The 24,847-nt window shown below is 66.8% G+C and carries 26 protein-coding genes; 18 read left to right on the top strand and 8 right to left on the bottom strand.

What is annotated here, in order from left to right; all coding sequences use genetic code 11:
- Positions 1–372: 372 nt before the first annotated feature.
- From AC1DBD_RS08360 to AC1DBD_RS08310, 11 genes are all read left to right on the top strand, one after another.
- A complete protein-coding gene (locus AC1DBD_RS08360) occupies positions 373–612 on the top strand; it encodes a hypothetical protein (RefSeq protein ID WP_476981821.1) in 240 nt (79 codons plus the stop codon).
- Entirely contained in the window at positions 609–902 is a 294-nt protein-coding gene (locus tag AC1DBD_RS08355) for a hypothetical protein (protein WP_476981820.1), read from the top strand. The genes AC1DBD_RS08360 and AC1DBD_RS08355 overlap by 4 nt, the downstream gene beginning before the upstream one ends.
- Positions 903–999: 97 nt before the next feature.
- Complete coding sequence (locus AC1DBD_RS08350) at positions 1,000–1,497, top strand: nucleoside triphosphate pyrophosphohydrolase family protein (protein ID WP_476981819.1); 498 nt, start codon at positions 1,000–1,002, stop codon at positions 1,495–1,497.
- Position 1,498: 1 nt separating this feature from the next.
- Complete coding sequence (locus AC1DBD_RS08345; protein WP_476981818.1) at positions 1,499–1,834, top strand: hypothetical protein; 336 nt, start codon at positions 1,499–1,501, stop codon at positions 1,832–1,834.
- On the top strand, positions 1,831–2,400 hold the full coding sequence (locus tag AC1DBD_RS08340) for a hypothetical protein (protein WP_476981817.1): 570 nt from the start codon (positions 1,831–1,833) through the stop codon (positions 2,398–2,400). The genes AC1DBD_RS08345 and AC1DBD_RS08340 overlap by 4 nt, the downstream gene beginning before the upstream one ends.
- Positions 2,401–2,614: 214 nt before the next feature.
- On the top strand, positions 2,615–2,830 hold the full coding sequence (locus AC1DBD_RS08335) for a hypothetical protein (protein WP_476981816.1): 216 nt from the start codon (positions 2,615–2,617) through the stop codon (positions 2,828–2,830).
- Entirely contained in the window at positions 2,827–3,084 is a 258-nt protein-coding gene (locus tag AC1DBD_RS08330) for a hypothetical protein (RefSeq protein ID WP_476981815.1), read from the top strand. Before AC1DBD_RS08335 ends, AC1DBD_RS08330 begins: the two co-directional genes overlap by 4 nt.
- Positions 3,081–3,641, top strand: a complete 561-nt coding sequence (locus tag AC1DBD_RS08325; protein WP_476981814.1) for a hypothetical protein — start codon at positions 3,081–3,083, stop codon at positions 3,639–3,641. Before AC1DBD_RS08330 ends, AC1DBD_RS08325 begins: the two co-directional genes overlap by 4 nt.
- On the top strand, positions 3,641–4,576 hold the full coding sequence (locus AC1DBD_RS08320) for a phosphoadenosine phosphosulfate reductase family protein (RefSeq protein WP_476981813.1): 936 nt from the start codon (positions 3,641–3,643) through the stop codon (positions 4,574–4,576). The genes AC1DBD_RS08325 and AC1DBD_RS08320 overlap by 1 nt, the downstream gene beginning before the upstream one ends.
- The gene (locus AC1DBD_RS08315; protein ID WP_476981812.1) at positions 4,573–4,722 is read left to right on the top strand and encodes a hypothetical protein; all 150 of its coding nucleotides are present in this window, start codon (positions 4,573–4,575) and stop codon (positions 4,720–4,722) included. Before AC1DBD_RS08320 ends, AC1DBD_RS08315 begins: the two co-directional genes overlap by 4 nt.
- A complete protein-coding gene (locus tag AC1DBD_RS08310) occupies positions 4,709–5,050 on the top strand; it encodes a hypothetical protein (protein ID WP_476981811.1) in 342 nt (113 codons plus the stop codon). Before AC1DBD_RS08315 ends, AC1DBD_RS08310 begins: the two co-directional genes overlap by 14 nt.
- Positions 5,051–5,240: 190 nt before the next feature.
- Here AC1DBD_RS08310 and AC1DBD_RS08305 read toward each other — a convergent pair whose 3' ends face one another.
- The 3 genes from AC1DBD_RS08305 to AC1DBD_RS08295 all read right to left on the bottom strand — a co-directional run bounded on the left by AC1DBD_RS08305 (position 5,241) and on the right by AC1DBD_RS08295 (position 9,222).
- Positions 5,241–7,220 carry a penicillin-binding transpeptidase domain-containing protein gene (locus tag AC1DBD_RS08305; protein ID WP_476981810.1) on the bottom strand — a complete coding sequence of 660 codons (1,980 nt, stop codon included), beginning with the start codon at positions 7,218–7,220 and terminating at the stop codon, positions 5,241–5,243.
- Between the two features lie 77 nt (positions 7,221–7,297).
- The gene (locus tag AC1DBD_RS08300) at positions 7,298–7,954 is read right to left on the bottom strand and encodes a response regulator (protein WP_476909572.1); all 657 of its coding nucleotides are present in this window, start codon (positions 7,952–7,954) and stop codon (positions 7,298–7,300) included.
- On the bottom strand, positions 7,951–9,222 hold the full coding sequence (locus tag AC1DBD_RS08295; protein WP_476981809.1) for a sensor histidine kinase: 1,272 nt from the start codon (positions 9,220–9,222) through the stop codon (positions 7,951–7,953). Before AC1DBD_RS08295 ends, AC1DBD_RS08300 begins: the two co-directional genes overlap by 4 nt.
- Positions 9,223–9,421: 199 nt before the next feature.
- On the opposite strand from AC1DBD_RS08295, the gene AC1DBD_RS08290 reads away from it, so the two are divergent.
- Positions 9,422–10,519 carry an ABC transporter permease gene (locus tag AC1DBD_RS08290; protein WP_476981808.1) on the top strand — a complete coding sequence of 366 codons (1,098 nt, stop codon included), beginning with the start codon at positions 9,422–9,424 and terminating at the stop codon, positions 10,517–10,519.
- A 59-nt stretch (positions 10,520–10,578) separates the two neighbouring features.
- On the top strand, positions 10,579–11,277 hold the full coding sequence (locus AC1DBD_RS08285) for an ABC transporter ATP-binding protein (protein ID WP_476981807.1): 699 nt from the start codon (positions 10,579–10,581) through the stop codon (positions 11,275–11,277).
- On the opposite strand, the gene AC1DBD_RS08280 is transcribed toward AC1DBD_RS08285, so the two are convergent.
- The 5 genes from AC1DBD_RS08280 to AC1DBD_RS08260 form a co-directional block, all read right to left on the bottom strand.
- Complete coding sequence (locus tag AC1DBD_RS08280) at positions 11,274–12,746, bottom strand: phytoene desaturase family protein (RefSeq protein WP_476981806.1); 1,473 nt, start codon at positions 12,744–12,746, stop codon at positions 11,274–11,276. The genes AC1DBD_RS08285 and AC1DBD_RS08280 overlap by 4 nt on opposite strands.
- On the bottom strand, positions 12,739–14,220 hold the full coding sequence (locus tag AC1DBD_RS08275) for a glycosyltransferase family 87 protein (protein ID WP_476981805.1): 1,482 nt from the start codon (positions 14,218–14,220) through the stop codon (positions 12,739–12,741). Before AC1DBD_RS08275 ends, AC1DBD_RS08280 begins: the two co-directional genes overlap by 8 nt.
- Before the next feature lie 149 nt (positions 14,221–14,369).
- Positions 14,370–14,510, bottom strand: a complete 141-nt coding sequence (locus AC1DBD_RS08270; RefSeq protein ID WP_441419147.1) for a hypothetical protein — start codon at positions 14,508–14,510, stop codon at positions 14,370–14,372.
- 665 nt (positions 14,511–15,175) lie between these two features.
- Positions 15,176–15,760, bottom strand: coding sequence for a histidine phosphatase family protein (locus AC1DBD_RS08265; protein WP_441419146.1), 585 nt, complete (start codon positions 15,758–15,760; stop codon positions 15,176–15,178).
- A complete protein-coding gene (locus AC1DBD_RS08260; RefSeq protein WP_441419145.1) occupies positions 15,761–17,233 on the bottom strand; it encodes a CCA tRNA nucleotidyltransferase in 1,473 nt (490 codons plus the stop codon).
- Positions 17,234–17,403: 170 nt separating this feature from the next.
- Between AC1DBD_RS08260 and AC1DBD_RS08255 the strand changes: the two genes are divergently transcribed.
- The 5 genes from AC1DBD_RS08255 (at position 17,404) to trxA (ending at position 23,401) form a co-directional block, all read left to right on the top strand.
- Positions 17,404–17,952 (top strand): NUDIX hydrolase, encoded by a 549-nt coding sequence (locus tag AC1DBD_RS08255; protein WP_441419144.1) that lies wholly within the window; start codon positions 17,404–17,406, stop codon positions 17,950–17,952.
- Between the two features lie 117 nt (positions 17,953–18,069).
- Complete coding sequence (murJ, locus tag AC1DBD_RS08250) at positions 18,070–20,163, top strand: murein biosynthesis integral membrane protein MurJ (RefSeq protein WP_476981906.1); 2,094 nt, start codon at positions 18,070–18,072, stop codon at positions 20,161–20,163.
- A gap of 171 nt (positions 20,164–20,334) precedes the next feature.
- Positions 20,335–21,891, top strand: coding sequence for an ABC transporter substrate-binding protein (locus tag AC1DBD_RS08245; protein WP_476981804.1), 1,557 nt, complete (start codon positions 20,335–20,337; stop codon positions 21,889–21,891).
- Between the two features lie 189 nt (positions 21,892–22,080).
- The gene (gene trxB / locus AC1DBD_RS08240) at positions 22,081–23,037 is read left to right on the top strand and encodes a thioredoxin-disulfide reductase (protein ID WP_476893475.1); all 957 of its coding nucleotides are present in this window, start codon (positions 22,081–22,083) and stop codon (positions 23,035–23,037) included.
- A gap of 37 nt (positions 23,038–23,074) precedes the next feature.
- Positions 23,075–23,401: a thioredoxin gene (gene trxA, locus AC1DBD_RS08235; RefSeq protein ID WP_441419141.1), complete on the top strand. Its 327-nt coding sequence runs from the start codon at positions 23,075–23,077 to the stop codon at positions 23,399–23,401.
- Positions 23,402–24,847: the final 1,446 nt, after the last annotated feature.

Genomic DNA, 24,847 nt, shown 5'->3' with positions numbered 1-24,847 from the left:
TGCTGCCCTCCTGGGTCTGTCTGCCCTCCCTCTACATACTGGGTATGTCACAGCTTGGTAACGATTGTGATGCATAGGCATACGCACCCATGCATGGACCTGTGGAGGTTGTGTAGGCTGCGCAGCCTCTCCGCTTCACCAGGGCAGGCCGGAAACCTGGGCCGACTGAATCAGTTTCAGTGAATGGGCCGTAACCCGAATGGGTGCGCCTTCGACATACTTTGACCGCCCCACTTTTTTCCCCCAGGTCCAGCCTCCCCCGATCCCGTTCCCAAAAATCGCGGCGCTCAAATTTCGGCCAGGTCGCGCCTTCCCCTGTAGTTACATTGGTGATATTCTTTTCCTACACACCAACACACGAAGGAGCACGACATGGCAAAATCAACAGGGCCGATCACCGTCAAGGTGGAACTGCCCGATCTGACAAAGAAGTTGCTGGGCGCCGTCAAGGCGGTCATGAAGCTTCCCAAGGAATGGACCAACGAGGCCACGATCACGGTAGGGGAACTCGCCACCGCTGTGGGCAAGGCGCTGCTGCCGGACGGAGAGCACAACGAGGAAGTCTGCTCCACCGGCATCGCGGTCTGCGAAGAATGTGTGACAGCCCAGTGAGCGCCAACCCGCACTACGAGGCCGCACGGAACTGCTTCGGCGCCGCCAACTCGAACGCCGAGAAGGAGTTCAACGATGCCGTCCGGGCCGACGCACTGATCCAGGCCACCCTCGCCGTGGCATGGGAGACCGGGCGGCTGGCCGACGAGCAGCGCACCGCCAACCGGATTGCCTCGCTGCAGCCCGTCAAGGTCGGCCCGACCCGGTTTGTCCACAGCAAGGAAGCAATCGCCATCGAGCGGCTGGGCGCCCTCAGCGATGAACTTTTCCCCGAAGGAGCAGCCCAGTGACCTGGCTGCGCGGCTTCATCGCCCGCCACATCATCGACACCGACCCCAACCCGCAGTATTCCCGCCTCGACCTACTCGACCTTCAAGGAGCAACCAAGTGAAGACCAATCAGCAGCGCACCATCGAAGACGGCCTCGGAGCCCTCGTCCACGCCGCAGGCACCAATTCCCGGGACCACGGCTTTCACGACGACTGGCCGACCGAGGAGCGGCGCGACTTCGACAAGGCCAGCTACGACCGGGAGCTCGGGCTTGCCGTCACCGAGAAGCTGGCCCTGATCCACGAGGAAATCTCGGAGGCGCTGGGTGAAATCCGCTCCGGCCACGTCCCCACCGAGGTCTACTACACCCGGACCACCAAGGATTCCGTTGGGCAGATTATCGAGAAGTTCGAGGAGCAGGTCTACGAGATTCTTGAAGGCTCCGATGTGCCTGTCCCGTTGCTGAAGCCGGAAGGCTTCGGGGTCGAGCTGGCCGACGCGGTGATCCGCATTGCCGACCTGGCCTACCTCACCGGCATCAACCTCGGCGCCCTCGTGATCGAGAAGGCTGCCTACAACGCCACCCGCCCCCACAAGCACGGACGGAAGTTCTGACATGGGAGCCTTCAAGGAGCCGCAGCCGCGCAAGAAGTCTGTCGAGAAGGACGCCGAGAAGGTCATCGGCGGACAGTGGCCCCCGTACCAAAGGCTCGGGGACGAAGCCCGCTGGGACGCACGCAATGAGAAGGCCAATGCCGACCTCGCGGAGGCCCGCGTGTGGGAACCGGAGCAGGCCCCCATCATGGTGGTCCCGGACTACAGCCCCTTCGAGCTCCGCAAGGCCGCGCTGGAGGCAGCCTGCGCGCTGTATGTGGGAAGGAACGACTTCGACTCCTTCTGGCCCAACATCGAGACCTTCGAGGACTACCTGCGGGACGGGACCAAGCCGTGAACGTCCAGACAGCAGAGCAGAGTATGGGGAAAGCTTTGGCCAATGCCAGTGCGCCGGATCGGAGTGCCACAGACTTCTTCCCCACACCAGCCCCGGTGACCGAGGCATTGTTGCGGTTCCTTGACCTGCCTCCTCTAACAATATGGGAGCCTGCGTGTGGCGAAGGGCACATGTCCAGGGTCTTGGAGGCAGCAGGGCACGAGGTAATTTCCACCGACCTCTATTCCTCGGACTACACCGAAGGCGGGGTTGATTTTCTGGCAACACACCGCAGTGACATGGACATGGTGATAACCAACCCACCGTTCAAGGCTTCAGAGGCCTTTATTCGCCACAGCTTCGATCTAGGCGTTCCGTTCGCCATGTTGCTGAAGTCGCAGTATTGGCACAGCAGCGGCAGGCGGCGCCTTTTTCATGACAGGACGCCTCGATTTGTTTTGCCTCTGACATGGAGGCCTGACTTCCACTTCGGGTCCAAGGGAGGTTCGCCAACTATGGAAGTGCTCTGGACGGTATGGAACGCGGACCCATCTGAAACAACATTCGTCCCTCTGGAGCGCCCGTGACGGAGAAGAAAAACCCCATCCACCGCCCCGGCAAATGCGGGAAAAACGCAGGCTGGAACCTCCACCAGAAGAACGGTGAGGCCCAGTGTGCCCCGTGCCAGCAGGCACACACCGACTACATGCGGGACTACCGGCGCAAGACAGGCCGGACCAAGAGCACGCTCGTACCACTCACTCAGGAGGAGAAATGCACTTTTTCGGGCAGGAAGCAACAGTGTCCGCACCACCCACGGCGGTGGAGAGGCCGATCAGGAAGTTCACCTTCCTCGACCGGGAGGGCCAGAGGTGCAGCGTCGAGGCGCAGTTCATCGAGTTCAAGCCGGATCACGTCGCGTTCTGGCGTGAAGGCCCGGACCCGGACTTCCAGGGCACGCTCATCCTGGCCGAAGCCAATTCCAACGTCAACGAGCTGAAAGAGGTGCAGCGATGATCGGCACCCCCGTCAAGACCTACATCCGGGCCATCCCCAAGGGCACCGGCTGGCAGCTCCCCGGAGGGCAGGCTGGTCCCGGCGAGCAGTTCTTCGACCTGACCAACATCCCGTGGAAGGACCAGCAGGCGATCCGTGAGGAGCTGGACTTCCAGGGCTTCTACGTCCAGGACATCCACTTCGCAGACCCCATGCCCATCCAGGTGGGCATGGAAATCCGCCAGCGTTACCAAGCAGAGCAGGAGCAGAAATGAGTCACACAGGAATTGCCGTCGTTTGGCCCGCCTACTTCGACGGATCGACCGACCCGGAAGCGCACGTCACGGCCCTGTTCCTTGGGAACACCGAAACGGTCGAGTTCACCAAGGAGGACGTGCTGGCAGCCATCACGCCCGTCGTCCGCTACGGCAGCTGGGGTGACTTCAACACCAAGGGCACCGCGATGTTCGGCAAGGACAACAACGTCCCGGTCATCCTGCTGCAGGACGGCGGGCTGGGGGTGGCCGTCAAGGAGTTGACCAGGCGGTTGACGCAGAAGGGGATCATGCCCTCGACGGCCTACCCCTTCAACCCCCACGTCACGGTCCCCGAGGGAAGCGTCATCCCGCTGACGGTCCATCTCGCGGTGCCAACGCTCTGGTGGGGCGACGAGCGGGTCATCCACCCCAAGCACGCCAAGCGCGAGGCAGCGGTGGACGCCGCGATTGCCGCCGTCAAGGACGAGCACGGCGAGTGGTACGCACACCTGGCCGAGTGCTACCGCCCGGTGGTGGTCAGCGCGGTCAACGCAGCCCTGAAGTCGGTGGCGTAGTGGAGGCAGGGCTCAGCCTGAACCTGCAGGCCAAGATTGCCGACGCCGAGCGCATCCTGAAGGAGGCAGTGAGCACACACCTCGGGGACAAGCACGATCTGGTGGCCAACTGCGTCCTGTTCTCGGGCGGCAACGACTCCAGCACCCTGGCGGACCTGATGGTGCGTCTGGGTGTGGCCACCCATGCCGTCCACGCCAACACCACCATCGGGATCGAGGCCACGAGACAGTTTGTCCGTGATCGGTGTGCTGCGCTCGGGCTGCCGCTGCTGGAGAAGACCCCGGAGAAGTCCTACCGGGACCATGTTCTGGCCCACGGATTCCCCGGGCCGGGGCAGCACTTCAAGATGTACCAGCAGCTCAAAGAGCGCGGCCTGCGCATGGCCAGGCGGGAACTGGTCTCGAACGGGCGCAAACAGCGCGTCCTGTTCATCGCCGGGCGCCGCAAGGCCGAATCGACCCGCCGCAACAGCATTCCCGAGCACGAGCGCGTGGATTCCGTCATCTGGGCCTCGCCCTTGGCCAACTGGACCAAGGCTGACCTGGAGGAGTACCGCGAGCACTTCGCCGTTCCCCGCAACACGGTGGCCGACGAGCTCGGGATGTCGGGCGAGTGCCTGTGCGGAGCCTTCGCGGAGGTTGGAGAGCTGGAGCGCATCGGCCACCTGCACCCGGAGGTGGCAGCCGAAATCCAAGACCTGGAGGTCGAGGTGCTTGCAACCGGCAACGTGGCCGAGGAGCGGTGCATGTGGGGATGGGGGGCCTACCGGGGCGACGAAGCGCCGTCCAAGACCGGGCCGCTCTGCTCCTCGTGTGATTTCCGCTCCGATCCGGCTAAGCGTGTCGAGCTGACGCCGGAGCAGCAGTCCAACGTCAGCGATGCCTTCCAGCGCATTCTGGCTCGCCGGGCAGCCCGGGAACTGGAGGCGGCATGAGCGCGGGATCAGCCTTCAGGAAGCTGGTCACCGAGGCAGCCTGCAAGGTGCTCACCATCCGAGACCTCGAAGACCTCGACAATGCCGATCTGAGGGCTGTTTCTGAGGCTCAAATCCCGGTAAAATCGGAAGATGAAGCGGCTTAGGAAAGGCCACAAGCCGGTGCTGGTGGACGCCTCGGGACACCCCCGGGACGCCACCGGCCACCGGACTGACCTGCCTCCGACCTATTCGACCACCGGGCAGAGGCTCTGGCGGGCCGAGGAGTTGCTTTACGCCCTCGGTGAGAGGGTCAAGGCGTCCCGCGCTCATCACAGGATGGCTTTGGGGGAGGGCGGGACCATCATGCAGGTGCCCGAGTTCGTCCGGCGCGAGTATCTGGTCCTGCCGGACAGCCTGATGCACCAGTTCCTTCGGACCAGGAGCGGGGAGTTCCTGTCCCGGATGCCCGAACACTGCCTCCAGCGGGAGTGATAGAATCATAGGGCAGCAATCCGCTGAGATTGCCGCCTTGCGTTAGGCCCCTGTCGGTGAAATCCGCATCACGGTGACAGTCCGTGACAGGGGCCTTCTTGCTGCCCTCAAAAAGTAGTCAGTTTGAAGGCAGGAACGTCAATATGAGCCACACGGCAATCTTCCCACGGCCCTTTCGGACCGTCCGCCGTTAGCCGGCGGCGGAAGTCAGGAATTCCTTGAGCAGCGGCCCGGAGGTAGTGGCGCCGAGGCCGCCGTCTTCCACGAACACGGCGACCGCGAGGTCTCCGTGCACGGCCACGATCCAGGCGTGGGTCTTCGGCGGGTTGTCCTTGCCGAATTCGGCGGTCCCGGTCTTGGCGCCGACGGGGGCACCGGGCACCGAGGCGAGGAAGCCGGCGTGGCCCGAGGTCACCACGGCGCGCATCATGTCCGCCAGGGACGCCGCTTCCGCGGCGGTCACCGGTTTGCCGGACGACTTTGCGGGTGCCGGGGCGGACGACGACGGCGCCGCCGTCGGTCCCTCAGAGGGTGCCGGACTTCCCGCGGCCGCCGCGTTCGGGTTGAGCACGAGCTGCGGCGACACCGGCGCGCCCTTGGCGACGGACCCGGCCATGACGGCGGCCGCCAGCGGGGAGAGCAGTACCTTGCCCTGCCCGATCATGGAGGCGGCGTGTTCGGTGCCTTCAGCCTCGCCCGGGACCGATCCCAGGAAGGCCGCAGCGCCCAGCGATGGCGCCTCCACGGCGACACCGAGGGAGGTGGCCGCAGACTCGAGCTGGGCCTGGCTGACCTTGCCCCGGGCGTTGATGAAGGCGGTGTTGCAGGAATGCGCGAAGGCGTCGCGCAGGGTTACCGACCCCAGCGAGGAGGCGGGGTAGCCCTCGGCGTTCTTGAAGGTCCGGCCGTCTACGGTGAGGGTGGGCGGGCAGTCCACTTTGGAGTCCGGGGTCATCCCGTTGCGGAACATCGCGAGCGAGTCCACGATTTTGAAGATGGATCCGGGGGCGTACTGGCCGAGCAGGGCGGTGTCGTAGCCGTTGCTGCCGGGGCCGGAGGCGGCGGCCAGGACCGCGCCGCTGGAGGGGCGGAGGGCGACGACGGCGGACGCCGGACCGACGTCGGCCAGCACATCCTCGGCCAGTTGCTGCAGCCGCGGGTCCAGGGTGGTCTTGAGCGGGGTTCCGGGCTTCATCGGCTCCTGGAACAGGACGCGGCGGCCGTTGTTGAGAAGTTCCTGCCGTTGTTCCGCGGTCAGGCCCTCGGTCTGGGCGAAGACCTGGATGCCGCTGGTGCCGCGCAGTTGGGCGTCGTACTGCTGCTGGAGGCCGCCGGTGCCGGTGGTGTCTCCGGCCCGGAGTGCACCGCCGGACTTTTCGATCTGCTCGGCACTGGCCTCACCCACGGTGCCCAGCACGGCGCGGGCGAAGCCGCGCGTGGGCGCGAGTGGCAACGAGTCCGGGATGGCCCGGGCGCCGGGAATCGCGGCGATTTGTTCATCCGTGATGGTCCGGCCGGCCTGGCGCAGCGTGATCGCCGCGACGAAGGCCGACGGTCCGGAGTCCGTGACCTGCTTGGTGTAGGCGGCGGGGTCCACGCCCACCAGCCGCGCCAGTTTGCCCGCGGGGCCGGCCGGATCCGCGGCTTCCAGTTGCGCCTTGTCGATGCCGACGTGGACCACCGGCCGGTAGGTGACCAGCTTTGCGCCGCCGGCGCCGAGGATATCGGCCCGCTGCGGGGAATCGCTGGAGGTTCCGAGGACTTCAGTGTCCGCGAGGCCCGGCACCAGCAGCTCCGGGCTCCACACGGTCTGCCATTTGCCGTCCGCCTTCTTCAGCTGTGCGGACACGGTGTACTTCCACTCGCCTGCGCCGATCTTCCAGCTGTAGTCCAGCGGGACCGTGGCGGTGTCCTTCTCCAGCACCAGGTCCCCGGCGGTAACGGTGGGTTTTGCCGGGTCAAGCGCCTTGAAGACCGCCTTGAGCCGCTCGTTCGCCTGGCCGGAATCCTTGCCGTCGAAGGCCACGGAACCGACGTCGAGCGCCGCGACTGCCGAGGCCAGTTGCTTCGCCGCATCCTGGGCGCCGGAGCGGCCGTCGTCGCACGCCACGAGCGAGGCGCCAAGGACCAGACCGACAAGAGCGAGCGAGAGCTTCTGAATTTTCCCCATGGCGCCATTATGCCCCGCGGCACGGACAGCTTCGTGTCACAGGGACCAGGCCCGCAGGGCAGGCCGCCCACCTGTGGCTAGCCCCGGCGGATGATCCGCCGCTGCGCGGCCACAGCGATGGCGGCCGTTCGGTTGTCCACGCCCAGTTTCCCGTAGATGTGCACCAGGTGCGTCTTCACCGTCGCCTCGGAAATGAACAGCTGCCTGGCGATGGCCCGGTTCCCCAGGCCGGTGGCCAGCAGCTCGAGCAGCTGGATCTCCCGGGCGGAAAGGGCCGGCTCGGGGTTCCGGATCCGCCCCAGCAGCCGCGCGGCTACTTCCGGCGCCAGCGCTGTCTGGCCCGCAGCGGCAGCCAGGACCGCCTGGCGGATCTGCTCCGGCGGCGCGTCCTTGAGCATGTACCCGCTCGCGCCCGCCTCCACGGCAGCAAGGATGTCCGCGTCGGAATCAAAGGTGGTGAGGATCAGCACGGGCGGCCCTGGCGTCCCGGCCTCGCCGGCTTTGATCCTGCCCGTCGCGGTGACCCCGTCCATGCCGGCGCCCATCTGCAGGTCCATGAGTACGACGTCGACCGGCTCGCCCAGGGTGCGCAGGCGCGCCAGCGCAGCCAGGGCGGCGGCTCCGTCCGCCGCTTCCGCGGCGACGGTGATGCCCTCGAAGTCCGTGAGCATGGCCCGCAGGCCGGCGCGGACGACGGGGTGGTCGTCGACGAGGAGGACGCGGATTTGGTTCACGGTTCTTCCTTCCCGAGCGGCAGCCGGATGGCCACTACCGTGCCGTCCCCGGGCGCGGATTCGAGGTCGATGGTCCCGGCCAGCGCTGCAACCCGGTCCCGCAACGATTTCAGCCCGTAGCCGGATCCGTCGGCCCGGTCCGGCACCGCAGAGGGGTCAAAGCCGTCGCCGTCGTCGAATATGTCCATGGCCACTTCGGTGCCCAAAAAGGACAGGGTTACGACGGCGGTGCGGGCGTCTGCGTGGGCCCACACGTTGGCGAGGCTGGCCTGCGCGGCGCGAAGCAGGGTGGTCCGGTACGGGTTGGGGAGTTCCGCCGGGGTTCCGTCGATTTCCAGGCGGCAGCGCAGGGCCTTGCCCCGGGCGGCCGCCTCTGTTTCGGTCTGTTCGCACAGCCGGCGCAGGCTGTCCACGAGCGGGTTTTGTTCAAGCTCGGGGGGCTGCAGGCCGCGGACAAAGTTGCGCGCCTCGGCCAGGTTGGCGGCCGCGGTTTCCTGGACGGTCCGGAGCCGGTTCCGGGCCGTCCCGGTGTCTCCGGCTTCCAGCGCCTGCTCGGCCGAGCGTCCCATCAGGATGATGCTGGAGAAGCCCTGGGCCAGGGTGTCGTGGATTTCGCGGGCCAGGCGGCTCCGTTCCGCCAGGGTTCCGGCGTCGTGCTGGCTGCGGGCAAGCTCCGCGCGGGTGCGGCGCAGTTCCGCAGCCGCGAGACGCTGATTTTCTGCCTCCGAGTACAGCGCACGGTAGGCCAGGCCGGTGACGACGGCGAATGCTGCTCCGAAACCCGGTCCGAGCAGCATCGGCAGCTGCAGGGCGTTCCCCGGACCGCCGTTGTGGAACCAAAGCGACGTGACCACCAGCAGCGTGCTGGCGGCGATTGCGGCCAGAGCCGGACCCCTGGGCAGCAGGTGCAGCTGAAGGAAGAACAGCGGGAAGGCGAGCCAGACGAAGTCTGCGCTGCCCCAGACCAGCAGCAGCCAGAGCAGGCAGACAGCAGCCAGCCACCAGGTGGAATAGGGCCGCGGATCGAAGCGTCCCGGCCGGACCGAGTGGCGTTTCTCCAGCGCCGTGCCCGCAAGGTAAACACCGGCAAGGCACAGGACCAGGCCCAGGCTGAGCCAGCCGGCGCCGTGGATCCCGGCCGCCAGCAGCCTGACCAGCGCCACGAGCAGCAGCACGGCGAATCCCACGTGCAGGCTGACCCGCAGGACCCGCAGGATGACGGCCGCGTCCGTGGGGTTCCCCTCCGCCCCGCTGCTTCTGCCGTCCATGCTTTCAGCCTAGCGCCGGGCGGCCGCCAGTTCCCCGGAAACGGGCCGGGACCGGGGCCCGGCGGGCCAGGATCAACCTTTTGGTTGACTGCCGGATCAACCCGACGGCCGCGGCGGACCATCCCCAGGCCTGATGGCACGGCCGCCCCGCGCCGGGAGAGTGGAAGGGAGGCCAACAACCACCAGAAAAAGGACACCCATGTTTCTCGCCATCCGCGACATCCGCTTCGCCAAGGGCCGCTTCGCCCTGATGGGCGCCGTCGTCGCCCTCATCACCCTGCTGCTGGTGATGCTCTCCGGACTGACCGCCGGGCTCGGCAACCAGTCGACCTCCGCCATCGCGGGGCTGCCCGCGGACCAGCTTGTCTTCGGCGCACCCGCCGGCAGCAGCCCCGAGGCCTCCTTCACCGAATCCGAGGTCACCGGCGCCCAAGTTGCCGGCTGGTCTGACCGCGACGGCGTCAGCAAGGCCGAGCCCCTGGGCATCAGCCAGGGCCGGCTGCAGGTCCTCGGTGCCGGGGGAGTCCCGGCCGGGACGGCGAATGTGGCCGTCTTCGGCACCGGCGCCGGCAGCAGCCTCTCCCCGGCCCCGGCGGCCGAGGGCACCGTGGCCGTCGGGGCCGCTCTGGCCAAGGAGCTCGGCCTCACCGTCGGCAGCCGGGTCGCGGTGGGCGGCACCGAACTGTGGGTATCGGCCGTGGTGCCGGAGCAGTGGTACTCGCACACCGGCGTCGTCTGGACCACGCTGGCGGACTGGCGGAAGCTGGCCCACCTTGCCGGGAAGGAAGCCCTCGGCACCGTGATCGCGGTCAGCTTCGACGACGGCGCCGACGTCGATGTCGCCGCAGCCAACCAGGCCGCCGGAACAGTCAGCGCCACCCGGGAGGGCTCCTTCCAGGCGCTTGGCGCCTACCGCAGCGAGAACGGTTCGCTCATGCTCATGCAGGCATTCCTCTACGGCATCTCCGCGCTGGTGATCGTGGCCTTCCTGACCGTGTGGACTGTGCAACGCACGCGGGACATCGCTGTGCTCAAGGCCCTGGGCGGTTCCTCGAACTATGTGCTGAAGGACGCCATGGTGCAGGCCGCGGTCGTCCTCGTGGCCGGGGCAGCCGCCGGAGGCACGGCGGGTGCACTCGGCGGCCTGCTCGCCGCGCGGGCCGCCCCGTTCCTCACCACACCGCAAACCACCTTGCTGCCGATCGCCGGGATCGTCGTCCTGGGCCTCGCGGGCGCCGCGCTGGCGGTGCGGGGCATCACCCGCATCGACCCGCTGCTGGCGCTCGGCGGCAACTGAAAACCCCGGCGCACACCGCCCTTCCCCGAGCACACGAACATTCCTTGAAAGGCATATGTATGGAAACCGCACTGAAGCTCAGCAACGTCACGCTGGAGTACCCAGATGGCGAGGGGGTCCTGCGGGCCCTCGACGACGTCAGCCTGGAGGTGCACCGTGGCGAATTCGTCTCGCTGGTGGGGCCCTCGGGTTCGGGAAAATCGTCGCTGCTGGCCGTGGCCGCCACCCTGGTCCGGCCCACGGCCGGGTCAGTCATCGTGGCGGACCGCGACGCCGGCGCCGTTCCGGATGCGGGGCGGACCGCACTGCGACGGGACAGCATCGGCATCATCTTCCAGCAGCCGAACCTCCTGCCGTCCCTTACCGCGGCCGAACAGCTCGTGATCGCCGCCCACCTGCGGGCCGAGCCGCTCCGCGCTGCGAGGATCAGGGCCGCGGAACTGCTGGGACGGGTGGGCCTCGGATCCGTGCTCGACAAACGCCCGCACCAGCTCTCCGGCGGCCAACGCCAGCGCGTGAACATTGCCCGTGCCCTGATGGCCGACCCCGCGGTGCTGCTGGTCGACGAGCCGACGGCGGCGCTCGACCACGAGCGGAGCGCGGAGATCGTCCGGCTGCTCCGCCAGGTCACGGATGAGTTCGGCGTGGCGACCCTGATGGTCACGCACGACACCGGGATGATTTCCTACACCGATGCCGTGGCGACGATGCGTGACGGCCGCCTTTCGGCCGCCGGAATGCTCGCGCCGGCACCCTAGGCGGGGTCGGCCGGGCCCTGACTGGCCTCTTGGCGGCCCAGCCCAGGGACCGGCATCCCGAAGATGTCTTTCAAGGCGTGCCTGGCGGCGTGGAGGCCGGGCATGCCGGTCACTCCCGGTCCGGGCGGCGTCGACGAGGAACAGAGGTACAAGCCCGGAACTGGGGTCCGCCACGGCACCGGGCTGAGCACCGGCCGGCGGAACATGCCCCGCAGGTCCATCGCCCCGGCACTGAAATCGCCGCCGACATAGTTCTCGTTGTACTCGGCGAGTCCCGCCGCCGTCGTCACGCGGCAGGCCACCACCAGCTCCCGGAAGCCGGGGGCGAAGCGTTCCAGCTGCGCGGTGACGGCCTCGCCCATGTCCACCGTGGACCCGGCCGGAACGTGGCAGTAGCTCCAGAGGATGTGCCGGCCGGCGGGGGCGCGGCCGGCATCGAAGCGGGAGGGCTGCGAGACCAGGACATACGGCCGTTCCGGGTGCCGGCCGGCGGCCACAAGGTGTTCCGCCTCGGCGGTTTCGGCCCGGGTGCCGCCCACGTGGACGGTGCCGGCGTCGGCGAGTTCCGCAGCGGCCCACGGAACCGGACCGGAGAGGATGAAATCGACCTTGCACGCGGCGTTGCCGAAGCGGAACGACTCAAGGGCGCGGGTATAGCCGGGCGGCAGGCGGTTGCCGGCAATCCGAAGCAGTCCGGGCGGTGCCACGTCCAGCAGGGTGGCCCGGACCGGAGGCAATTCCGCCAACGAGCCGATCCGCACCCCGGTCTGCACCACGCCGCCGTGGGCCTCGATGTCCGCCACCATCGCCCGCGCGATGGCTGCGGATCCGCCCACCGGGATCGGCCAGCCGCCAGCGTGCCCCAGCGCACCCAGCAGCAGGCCTGCGCCGGCCGCGGGCAGCGTCGGCAGGGGGGCCACGGCATGCGCGGCGACCCCGCTGAGCAGGGCCGGAGCCAGCTCGTCCCGGAACCTCGCGCCCCACCAGCGGGTACCCTGCTCGAGGGTGCGTAGTCCGAACATGCCGGCCGCCACCGGCTGCCGCGGTATCCGCAGCAGCTGGTTCAGCGTCAGATCGGCAACGCCCTCGAGCCGGTCCACCAGCGGGGACATGAGCCGCCGGTAAGCTTCGCCGTCGCGGCCCAGGGCCGCCACCGTCCGCTCCAGCGAGCGGTAACCCAGCGCCGCCCGGCCGCCGTCAAGCGGTGCACCGTGGGAGAGTTCGGGTACCTCCAGCCGGATCCGCCCGGACAGCTCGAACTCGCGGAAGAAGGGCGAGGCCAGGGCCATCGGGTGCACCGCCGAGCACACGTCGTGGAAGTGTCCGGGCTCGATGAGTTCCGTGGTCCGGAGGCCGCCGCCAACGGAAGGAGCCGCCTCGTAGACGTGCACCGCGAGCCCCGCCCGGGCCATTGTCACTGCTGCGGCCAGCCCGTTGGGACCGGAACCGACGACGGCGACGTCAGGCACGGGACTCAGCGTCCGCATGGGCGCGCCGCCACGGCAGCACGGACGCTGCGGGGCGCCGCACGTCCAGCCGCAGCCAGTCGGCGGCGCCGTCGAAGGGGCCACCGTGCGGGTCATCGGTGCCGCCGCGGCGGACGACGTCGTAGCTCGGGTCGAGGATGTCCCACACCACACGCGCCATGAGGTAGCCGGTGGCGAGCATGTGGGCGAGGACGGCAAGGACGTAGTACGGCATGTCGATGTTGTGCTGTGTGGCGCCGCCGCTGGTCACCTGGCCGAGGTACATCCAGATGGCGGCCCAGTGCAGGCCCTCAATGGACTGCCAGATCAGGAAATCCCGCCATCTGGGCCGTGCCAGCGCCAGCAGCGGGATCAACCAAATCACGAACTGCGGTGAATACACCTTGTTGGTGAGGATGAAGGCGGCCACGATCAGGAACACCAGCTGGGCCAGCCTCGGCCTCCGCGGCGCCGCGAGGGCAAGGGCGGCGATCAGCACGCAGGCGACCAGGAAGAGGTTGAGGGCCAGGCCGTTGATGACCTCGGCTTCCAGCGGCTTCCAGCCCAGGCGTCCGGCCACCAGGTTGTAGGCGAACCAGGGTGAGCTGTAGCCCGCCGGGCGTGATTCGGTGAACTGGTAAAAGTACTTCCAGCCGGCCGGGTCGCCCGCGGCGGCCGGGATGTTAACGGCCAGCCAGGTCGCGACGGCGGCGCCGGCGGTGACCAGGAAGGCGCGAATTTTGCCGGTGCGGAGCGCCAGCAGCAGGACCGCGCCCAGGATCAGCAGCGGGTAGAGCTTGGTCGCGGTGCCCAAGCCAATGAATAGGCCGGCAAGAAGCAGCTTGTTCCTGGAGAAGAAGTACATGCCCAGGGCCAGTAGCGCGACGGCCCACATGTCCCAGTTGATGAAGCCGGCGAGGACGATGCCCGGGGCCAGGGCCACCATGGCGGCGTCCCAGGACCGGCGTCGGGCGGTGCGGGCGGTGGCCAGCACGGTGACGATCCAGACGGCGGCGATCAGGGTCGCGTTGACGTCGAAGTAGGCCAGGACGCGGGAATTGCTGACGCCCTCACCGGGAACCAGGAGTGCAGTGGCGCCGGCGATGAAGCCCATCAGCACGGGATATTCGAAGAAGCTGCCTGCGGTGACAAAAGGGAAAGCCCCGTCGCCCAGACCGCGGTTCTTGAACAGCTCGGGGAAGTCCGAGTAGCAGGTCGCGTAGAACTGGCCGGGGGATTCCCAGCCCTTGCTGCGGCAGTACCCCTTCAGCAGCAGCCCCGCCAGGGCGGCCAGGACGGTGAGCAGGACGAGGACCCGTTCCACGGTGAAGAGCCCGGGGGAGACGACGCCGGGGGCCGTGCGGCGGCCGAGCGGGCCACCGATGAGTTCGGTGAAATTCCGCAGCAGCAGGTCGCTGCGGCTTGGGACTACCAGTCGGGTCCGCTTGCGGTTCTCCGGCGGCATTGTCTCCTGCATGCCTCGAGCTTACCGGGGCCGCCGTACTGTGCGGCGGCAGGACCCGGATGCAAGTCCGCGGATGGCCACGGCGGCAAGAACGGCGGTTAAATGGGGGAGCCCACGCGTCGCCGCGTGGGCTCCTTGCGGATCGGTTCCGATGCTTGTCATCAGCGGATCAGTCCCATCTGGTGCATGGCGAGGAAGATGTCTTCGCGCCGCTGCTCAAGCAGCTGGGCGTTGAACTGCGTCTTGTCCTTGCGCACCGGGTGCGAGTTGAAGATCAGTACGTCCTGCAGTTTTCGGATCATGGTGGTCACCTCCCCTCGGAAGTCATGGTGGAGACGTTGGTTCCGCGGGCCCCGACGGGTGGCGGCGCGGGCGGTGGAGCTCGTTGCGATAGTCACGGTTGACCTTTCGTTGCTTTCGGAAATGGAAAGTAATTGGGCATGACAATTAAGGCCCCTGGAAATGGAAGAATAAGACCCTAATTAGGCAAAGAAATGCCCGGCATTAATTGAGGGATCCCGCAAAGCGGAAGAATGGCCCCTGGACGCATGGCGCCGCAACCCCAACAAGAAGCTGGGTTCCGAACTATGGGGATGTTGCGCAACCGCGTGGTTCCGCTGGGTCAGACCGTTCCGTACAGGCCACCCCGGAGGGATGGACCTGGCAATCCTTCTGCGCCGGCTTCAGGCCGGGAGCGCGGAAATCAGCAGGCGGGCAGTCCGACTTTCGGGCGCGCGGCAACGACAGAGGCCGGGGTGGCGGTGAAGGTGTACATCCATCCGCTAGTCAAAGTAATCATTTTCCCAACCTCCTTTTCTGTTCTGCCGTGGCTCCGGCTGACTGGCCGGGCGACGCGCGCCGTGACCCCGGCAAGTCGCTCTGGGGTCAGGAATAAAAATACATCATGAATGTGCCCGTTGGCCACAGAATTCATAAAGATTCTGCAAAAACTTTTCCAAGCGGGGTTTTATAGTCCCCATCTGACGACGGCAGGTGTCTTTTTGTCCCAGCCAAGCGTGCAGACTTTCGCGGTTCCAAGCACAAAGTGCCGGCCCTCGTGGGCGTCGAGTCCCAGCCAGCGGGCGGTAAGGATCCGGGAGAAGTGTCCGTGCGCCACGATCAGCACATTGTCCAGGCCGGACTCGAGCACGCGGGCCACGATCTTGTCAGCGCGGGCGGCTACGTCGTCGAGGGACTCCCCGTTGGGAACCCCGTGGGTCCAGATCAGGTAGTCGGGATTGTCCTTGCGGATCAGGTCGGAACTGATGCCCTCGTACTCGCCGTAGTCCCACTCCACGGCCAGTGGCTCCTGCTGGGCATCCGGGAATCCCGCGAGTTCCGCGGTCCGTCGTGCCCGGCGCAGCGGCGAGGTCAGGACGAGGTCGAAGTCGACGGCGTCGAGCACCTTCCGCGCCTCCACGGCCTGTTGCTCGCCTTCCACCGTGAGCGGAAGGTCGGTCAGGCCGGTGTACTGCCCGCTCTTGGACCACTCCGTTTCGCCGTGGCGCAGGATCCAGAGCTGCGGGCGGGGGGCGTTGGAAGGTGCAATCACTTAGGACTCCTCTGTTGGGGAAACGTCGACGGCGGCAGCTTCCGGCTGCGCCGCCCACCATTCGTGCAGCTTGGCTTCGGCCACGGCTGGCTCCAGCGGTCCGTGTTCCATCCGTTCCTCCAGCAGGAACTTGTAGGCCCGCCCCACCACGGGCCCCGGTTTGAGCCCCAGCAGCGCCATGATCCGGCCGCCGTCGAGGTCGGGGCGGACGGCCTCGAGGGACTCCTGCTCGCGCAGGGCGGCGATGCGCGCCTCAAGGTCGTCGTAGGCGAAGGCGAGCCTCTCGGCCTTGCGCTGGTTGCGGGTGGTCACGTCCGAGCGGGTCAGCCGGTGCAGGCGCTCCAGCAGCGGGCCGGCGTCGGTGACGTAGCGGCGGACCGCCGAGTCGCTCCAGCCCGCATCGCCGTAGCCGTAGAAGCGCATGTGCAACTCCACCAGCTTGGCCACAGCCTTGATGGTGTCGTTGTCGAAGCGGAGCGCCTTCATCCGCTTCGAGGTGAGTTTGGACCCCACCATGTCGTGATGGCGGAAGCTCACCGCCCCGCCGGGCTCGAAGCGGCGCGTGGCGGGCTTCCCGACGTCGTGCATGAGGGCAGCGAACCGCAACACGAAGTCAGGGCCGGGCACCGGCCCGTCAGCCTCCGATTCCAGCGCCGCGGCCTGTTCCAGGACCTGCAGGGAGTGTTGGTACACGTCCTTGTGGCGGTGGTGCTCATCGGATTCGAGGCGCAGGGCGGAGACCTCGGGCAGCACGAATTCCGCCAGCCCCGTCTCCACCAGCAGGTCCACGCCGGTCCGGGGCCGGGCGGCGCAGATGAGCTTGACCAGTTCGTCCCGCACGCGCTCGGCGGAGATGATCTTGATCCGCTCGGCCATTTTCGTCATCGCCTGGCGCACGTCCGGGTGCACGCTCACGCCCAACTGGGCGGCGAAGCGGGCGGCGCGCATCATCCGCAGCGGGTCATCGGAGAAGGAGTCCTCCGGCGAGCCGGGAGTCGCGAGCGTGGAGGAGTGCAGGTCCCGGACGCCGCCGAACGGATCCACCAGCTCCAGCGTCGGCAGCCGCAGGGCCATGGCGTTGATGGTGAAGTCGCGGCGCAGCAGGTCATCGGTGAGCGAGGATCCAAACGCCACCACGGGCTTGCGCGATTCCGGATCGTAGGCCTCCGCGCGGTAGGTGGTGATCTCGATCTGGAACCCGGCTTTGCGCATGCCGATCGTCCCGAAGGCGCGCCCGATCTCCCAGTAGTTGTCCGCCCACTTCTTGATCAGCGCAACCGTCTGGTCCGGCGTCGCGTCCGTCGTGAAGTCCAGGTCCGGCGAGACCCGGCCCAGGAAGAGATCGCGGACGGGTCCGCCCACCAGGGAGAGTTCGTGACCGGCGTCGACAAAGCGCTGCCCAAGCTCGAGGACCACCGGATCTACCTGGAAATCGACAGTGTGGGAGTCAGTCTGGTGATGTGCGTGCGCCATAGTCTCTTAAGCTTGTCAGAAATCCCGGCCAGCACCACACCATGGCGGTCCCCGATCCGCCGGTGGCCACGGTGCGAAGAGGCGGATGCGTCAATCCAGTTTTCCGCCCGGCCACTTTCCTGTCATGTTTAGGTCATCAAGTCCGGGCAAGAGTCGTTAGAGTGGACTTCATGGCCCATCCCGTACCGAGCGCTCCCGGCAGGAGGACAAACGCACCGTTGCCATCGGCAATCGGTGCCAACGTCGCGCCTGCGCAGCACCCGGGACAGGCTTCCCTGCCGACCGTCGAGGAAATCTCCGCCGGCGGCGTCGTGGTGGACACCTCCGACGCCGAGCTGCGGGTCGCCATCATCGCGCGCCTCAACCGGGGCGGCCGCCTCGAATGGTGCCTGCCGAAGGGCCACCCGGAGGGCAAGGAAAGCAACGAGGAAGCCGCGGTCCGCGAAATTGCGGAGGAAACCGGGATCGAGGGCAAGATCCTCGCACCGCTCGGCAGCATCGATTACTGGTTTACCGTCAGCGGGCACCGCGTCCACAAGACCGTCCATCACTATCTGCTGCAGTCCACCGGCGGGGAACTGACGATCGAGAACGATCCGGACCAGGAAGCCGTGGACGTCGCCTGGGTCCCCATCCACGAGCTCGCCCGCAAGCTCTCCTTTCCGAATGAGCGCCGCATCGCGGACCTCGCCCGGGAAGTCCTGCCCGAACACCGCTAAGGCTTCCGGCTGCGGCCTCTCCGCGCCGGACCACCGGCGGCCGGACGGCCGGCAACCCGCGCCGCCCGGGAGTCCGGATTACGCACAAAGGCGCGCCCGGGTGAGACGATGAAGATAATGTCTGCCGCCAAGCCCCATTCCGAAAAGTCCGTCACCTCCGGTACTGCCGCCCCTCAGGCCGCCCACGCCGGAGAGGCGCGGTCCAGCGCCGTCATGGCCGCCGGAACCTTGGTTTCGCGTTTCCTGGGCTTCGGCAAGACCTGGATGCTGGGAGCCGCCCTGGGCCTCGGCTCCACGGTCACCGACACCTTCATCAACGCCAACAACCTGCCAAACCTGATCTTCCTGCTGGTGGCCGGCGGGGTGTTCAATGCCGTCCTGGTGCCGCAGATCATCAAGGCCAGCAAGGCGCCGGACCGCGGGGCGGACTACATCAGCCGCCTGCTGACCCTGGCCGTTGTCGTGCTGCTTTCCCTGACGCTGCTGGTGACCCTCCTTGCGCCGTGGGTGATTGAACTGACCACACAGGGCTATTCGCCGCAGCAGAAGTCGCTGGCTGTGGCCTTTGCGTTCTGGTGCCTTCCGCAGATCTTCTTCTACGGCCTGTACGCCCTGCTCACCCAGGTACTCAACGCCAACGGCGCCTTCGGTCCGGCCATGTGGGCGCCGATCCTGAACAATATTGTCGCGATTGCCGGCCTGGGCATGTTCATCGGAATCCTTGGCGCCAACGAAATAAATCCGCACACGCTCGACAACTGGGGCTCTTTCCAGACCTTCCTGGTGGCGGGGTTCTCCACGATTGGCGTGGTGGCGCAGACCGCTATCCTGCTGGTCCCGGTCTTCCGGCTGCGGCTGGGCCTGCGGCCGCGTTTCGGCTGGCGCGGGGTGGGCCTGGGCCAGGCAGCGAAACTGAGTGTGTGGACGCTGGCCACCGCGGCCGCGGGGCAGCTGGCGTTCCTCTATGTCATGCGCATCGCCACGATCCCGGGTGCCGAGCGGCTCCGGCTGGAACGCGCGGGGGACCACGCCACGGCGGCAACCCTGCCCGGCAACGCCGTGCTCGAAGTGGCCAGCCAGCTTTACCTGCTCCCGCACTCCATCATTGCGCTCTCGCTGGCCACGGTGCTGTTCAACCGCATGACCCGCGCCTCCCAGGACGGCAACCGGGCCGAGCTCCGGCGGGCCCTGTCCCATGGCCTGCGCACCATGGCCGTCGCCACGGTCTTCGGCGCACTGGCGCTCTTCGCCCTCGCGGGACCGCTGGGCATGTTCTTCTCGGGTGGCCACAAACAGGACGGCGTCATGCTGGCCCAGACGCTCACCATCCTGGCGCTCAGCACCCCGTTCATGAGCGCGAACTTCATGATGTCCAGGGTGTTCTACGCGAACGAGGATGCGCGGACCCCGTTCTTCATCCAGCTGGTGCTGGCCCTGGTCAACGTGGTGTCGGCGTTCTTCATCCAGTTCCTGCCCTTTGACCAGATCATCTTCGCGATCGCGATTCTCTACACCGGCGGCAACATCCTCTCGGTCATGGTCAGCGCCTTCTTCCTGCGCCGGCTCCTCGGGCACCTCGACGGTCCGCGTGTGGCCAGCTCCTATATCCGCATGGGCTACGCCGCGCTCGGCTCGGCCATCGCCGGCGCTGGCGCCCTGTGGCTGATGGGCAGCTACCAGGCCGACGGCTTCGCCTGGAGCAGCCGGCCCGCAGCCCTGGTGACGGTCGTCGTCGTCGGGCCCGTCATGCTGGCCGTCTACTTTGTCCTGCTGAAAGTCCTCCGGGTTACGGAACTGCAGGACCTGCTGCAGCCGCTGCTGGGCCGCCTGCGGCGCACTCCCGCCGCCCCCGGCCCGGAAACCGCGCCGGAGCTTGGAGCCGAAGCGGGCGCCGGTGAAGCCGTCGCGCGCGAAGTTCCGGCACCGCCCCGCCCGGCGCCGGAACGCGCCACCACATCGGTGGATACCGGCCTGATTCCCCGGATCTCGGGCGAATTCGACGCCGCCTCCTTCCGTGCCGGCCCCGACCTGGGTAGCGGGGATGTCCGGGGCTGGGCGGCCGACGGCGGTTACCTTCCCGAGGAGGAACTCCCCGGCACCGCCCAGGGCAGCCAGGGCCGTGCCGAAATTCCGCTGCCGGGGCGCCGGACCTACCAGGGCCAGGCCGGTCACAACCCTTACTTCCCGTTCGACCGGCGAAGGAAGAAATGACGCCTTTCATGCGCCCGGCGCCGGGATCACGCGGCGCGGACACTGCATCGGCTAGGATCGAAGACTAACAAGGGGAGTTGCAGACCAAGGGTCAACCGGCTTTACCGGGGGCCTTAGGTGACTGACGAAGTCGCCGAGGCCGGCAGTTCCCGGACAGTCTAGGAGGAGCCCGTGTCCCACCCGATCGATGTCGGATCAGTACTTGGCGGCCGCTACAAGGTCACTGCCATGGTTCTGACCTCGCATGACCAGGATCTGGTGCTGGACGGAGTGGATCAGGTACTGAATCGGCCGGTGAGCATCCTCGTAGCCGGCCCGGGCAACGCCGACCAGGTCGCCCAGAGCGCCCGCGAAGTGGCGACCGGCGAGCGGCCCGGCCACGTCCAGATCCTTGACCTTGGAGTCAGCGACGCTGCCACCTACCTGATCACCAACCACACTTCGGCCGCGGACCTGCTGGACCTCGTGGTGAGTTCCAACCCGCCCTACGTCGAGCCTTTCTTCACCGACACGCTGGGCAGCGAAATCTTCGGCCAGCCACGCTCCAACGAACCTGAGACCTACGACGGACTCTACGACGACGAGGAAGTCGACGCCGGGTACATCAACTACGGAGAGCAGCAGCGCCAGGCCGGGCAGCTGCCCCCGACGCCGGCGGCGCCCGCGCAGCGCGTTCCTGCTCCGCCGACGGCCTCGCCGGCCGCCGGCGCCCGTGGTGCCGGAGCGGCAGCTGCCGGGGCCGCCGCCGGTGCTGCCGGTGCTGCCGCGGCCAACGCTTCGAGCTCCCCGAAGACTGCGCCGCAGGAAGCTACAGCGCAGCCAACGGCCGCCCAGCCCGTTCAGGCCGCACAGCCCGTCCCGAGCAAGGCCGCCCCCGAGGCGCCGAAGGTCTCCCGCTGGGAGGACGACGACTACGACGACGCCCAGCCTGATCAGCGGACGATGGCGATGCAGGCAGCCAGTGCGAAGGGCGCCGGCGAAGGTCGCGCGGCGGGAAGTTTCCCGGCTTTCGCGAAGAAGAGTGCCTCCGAGGACCGCTACGACGACTATGACAACGATGATGACGACGACGCACCCCGGCGCGAACCGCGGTCCCTGCGCTGGCTCGTCGGCGCCCTGCTGGCCGCCGTGCTGGTCATTGGCTTGATCTTCGCCGTCACCAACCTTGGCGGCCTCTTCAAGGGCAGCACGCCCCAGGCCGCCAAGACCACGGCGTCCACCAGCGCGCCTACGAAGTCGGACACGCCCTCCGCCACCCAGAGTGCGCCGCCGGCCGCGGTTCCCCCCGCTATCGAGTCAGTCACCCGGCAGGGCAACTTCGACTTCGCCGCTACCTACGACGGCGACCTGGTCAAGACCTACGACGGCAACGCCGCCAGCTACTGGTCCGACATGGAATTTGCCACCGACGGCTGGGGCGGCTTCGCTCCCGACGGCGTGCCGCTCGTCGTCAAGCTGAAGGGCCCGGCCCAGATCTCCTCGGTGACCTTGAGCCAGCTCGGCGCGTCCGGCGGCAACATCAGCATCTTCACCAACGACCGTCCCACGCTCGACGGCGCCAAGCAGGTGGGCAGCAACAGCTTCACGTCCCCGGAGCTCACCATGCCGCTGCAGGAACCGGTCAAGGCACAGTACGTGATCGTTGCCATCAAGAGCCTGCCCAAGCTGGCCGCACCCAAGACCCGCTACGGCTACGGCCTGCGCCTGGCCGAGATCAAGATCCAGTAACTGCCCCACGTCCCAGGCCGTAACCGCGGGAAAGCAAAGGGTCCAAACCCGTGGCTACCGGTACCCTGAGTGGTGGGCGCGGCTGTGCCGCGCCCGGTGTGGGTGGAATATTCAGCTGCCCACATTAGTTGTGCCATGTGGCCGGCCACCCAGGCGGGCGCATCGACAAAGGAAGAGGTTCACCGTTTAGTGAGCAACGCAGAAAACACCGCGTCCGAAGTACGTGATGTCATCATCGTCGGCTCCGGGCCCGCAGGCTACACCGCCGCGGTCTACACGGCGCGCGCCAACCTGAAGCCGCTGCTCCTGGCAGGTTCCGTCACCGCCGGTGGAGAGCTGATGAACACCACCGACGTCGAGAACTACCCCGGCTTCCCGGATGGCATCATGGGCCCGGACCTCATGGAAAACTTCGAAAAGCAGGCCGAGCGCTTTGGCACGGAAATCCAGTTTGAGGACGTCACCGAACTGGATCTCGAGGGCGACATCAAAACCGTGACCATCGGCACGGGGGAGACCTTCCAGGCGCGGTCCATCATTCTGTCGACCGGCTCTGCCTACCGCGAGCTTGGCCTTCCGAACGAAAAGCGACTCTCGGGCCACGGCGTGAGCTGGTGCGCAACCTGCGACGGTTTCTTCTTCAAGGATCAGGACATTGCCGTCATCGGCGGCGGTGACTCGGCAATGGAAGAGGCGCTGTTCCTGACAAAGTTCGCGAAGTCCGTCACTGTGGTTCACCGCCGCGACACCCTCCGCGCTTCGAAGATCATGGCCGACCGCGCCCTCGCCCACGAGAAGATCAACTTCATCTGGAACAGCGGCGTAGAGGACGTGTTGGGAGGCGACAAGGTCACCGGCCTGCGGTTGAAGAACCTCATTGACGGCACCGAAACCGAGCTCGCCGTGACTGGAGTCTTCGTTGCGATCGGGAATGATCCCCGCACTGACCTCGTCAAAGGCAAACTGGATCTTTCACCCGAAGGCACCATTGCCGTCCAGGGCCGTACTTCCAAGACGAGCGTCAAGGGGGTCTTCGCTGCCGGTGACGTCATCGACCCGACCTACCGCCAGGCCATCACCGCTTCGGGTTCGGGCTGTGTCGCCGCGCTCGACGTCGAACACTACCTCGCAGACCTCCCCGCCTGATCGGCGAACGGCAAGCATCTAAGAGAAAGACAAGGTTATGAGCAACGCTAAAGATGTAACAGACGCTAGCTTCAGCACCGACGTGCTGGGAGCCGACAAGCCCGTCATCGTGGACTTCTGGGCCGAATGGTGCGGTCCCTGCCGCAAGCTTGGGCCGATCCTCGACGAGATCTCGGTCGAGTACAGCGAGAAGGTCAACGTCGTCAAGGTGAACGTCGATGACAACCCGGCCATCGCTGCTGAGTACGGCATCACCTCCATCCCGGCCGTGTACCTGTTCCAGGGTGGGGAAGTGAAGAGCACAGTCATCGGCGCCAGGCCGAAGCAGTTCTTTGAAAAGGAATTCGCAGACGTGCTGTCCTAGCCTGTAACGAACGTCCTGGCCGGCCCGATTATGGGGCCGGCCGTAACGCTGGCCTCCACTCACTGAGTAGGGGCCAGCGTTTTTTGGTTCCCGGCACCGCGGGGCTCCGCACTGTCCTGTGCCGGCCAGCCGGATTGAAGGGCCGAAGCTCGGGAGGCCGCGCCTGACGGGGTAACCCACTCTGCGGCTGCGTGCCGGACGGAACAATTACTTGGGTGCATGCGGCGATCAAGATCCTGGGCTTATGCCACGGAGTCTTGGCGGCAGGTAGATGCCCGGGCGGGCGGGGAGTGGGCGGACAGAGGACCAGGTCGGCCGTTGGATGGCCGGGCCGAGTCTGCACCAGGCCTAGTCCGTCGGGCTGACTAGGCGGCCAGGCGGACTAGGCCGCCGGGTGCATGCCGGAGTTGGGCAGGGTTGCCTGCCGCCGCCGGAGCTGCCCCTCTTGAGGAGTTCGCCTGTGTACCTCCGGACCGGCCCGGGCCTGTTCCACGCCACCTCCGTGAAGATCTTTGGGCCTACTGCTGGAAAGCAACATTATCCCGTTGATTGATGCGGTGGTTTTAGCCTAAACAGCACGCGAATCTGTGCACGTGCCGGCCCAACCAGGGGTAGGCGCGATATTGCTGTTCGAATGGTTCATCCGGGGGGCCGGCAGTGGCTGGCCGACCGCGCGGGCTCGGAATCCCAATGTTGTGTCGGCGCCTCCGACCCCGAGCTGCGCGACGTCAAGCTGCGGCATCCTCCGGCTAGATCAGCAGTGTGCTTGGTGACTCGTGTGAATGGAGCGCTTCCCGCATTGCGCGGTACGAATTCGTGCGCCGTGGGCAATGTTTCACGTGAAACACGACCTTCACGTGCCGGTGGGGCGGGTGTGGTGCAAAAGAAACCAATCCGGGTCGGGATTGGCCCCTTTGTACCGATCTTCATAGCTGTATTGGGTCGAAGATCTAAACTTGCGCGGTCCCCGCCCTTCCTGATGTGCTACCGCCGCCGGGCATGGTCATGTTTCACGTGAAACCGTTGACCGGTTGCTGGTTCCGAGAGGTTCCGTGTTTGCGCGTCTTCGCCAGCGCCACCTTCGAAACCGTGCATTGCAGGGCCCCTAGTGCACAGGGCCCCAGGACGTTGGAAGGGGACAGAGATGCTGTCCAAAATTGCCGCAGCTGCATCTCAACACAGTGTCACCGCACGCGAGCATTCCGCCGGTTGGAGCGTGGATAGGGCGATCTGTATCCCTGATGAAGGTGTTGATAGACGATCGCACAGGACCGAGATCCTAGCGCCGGGCCCATTTACTGCATCAATGCACGTTCCACGCCGCCGCATCATGTTTCACGTGAAACATGATCCTTCGGACACGTCGAACAATCTATCGCCGCTACCCCAGAACGAGAGCAACCCTACATCCTTCCGCTCTTCTGTTTGAGCTGTAACGGTAGTTCA

The organism is Arthrobacter sp. 10T419 (assembly GCF_056394105.1).
This window is presented reverse-complemented; position numbering and strand designations above follow the sequence as displayed.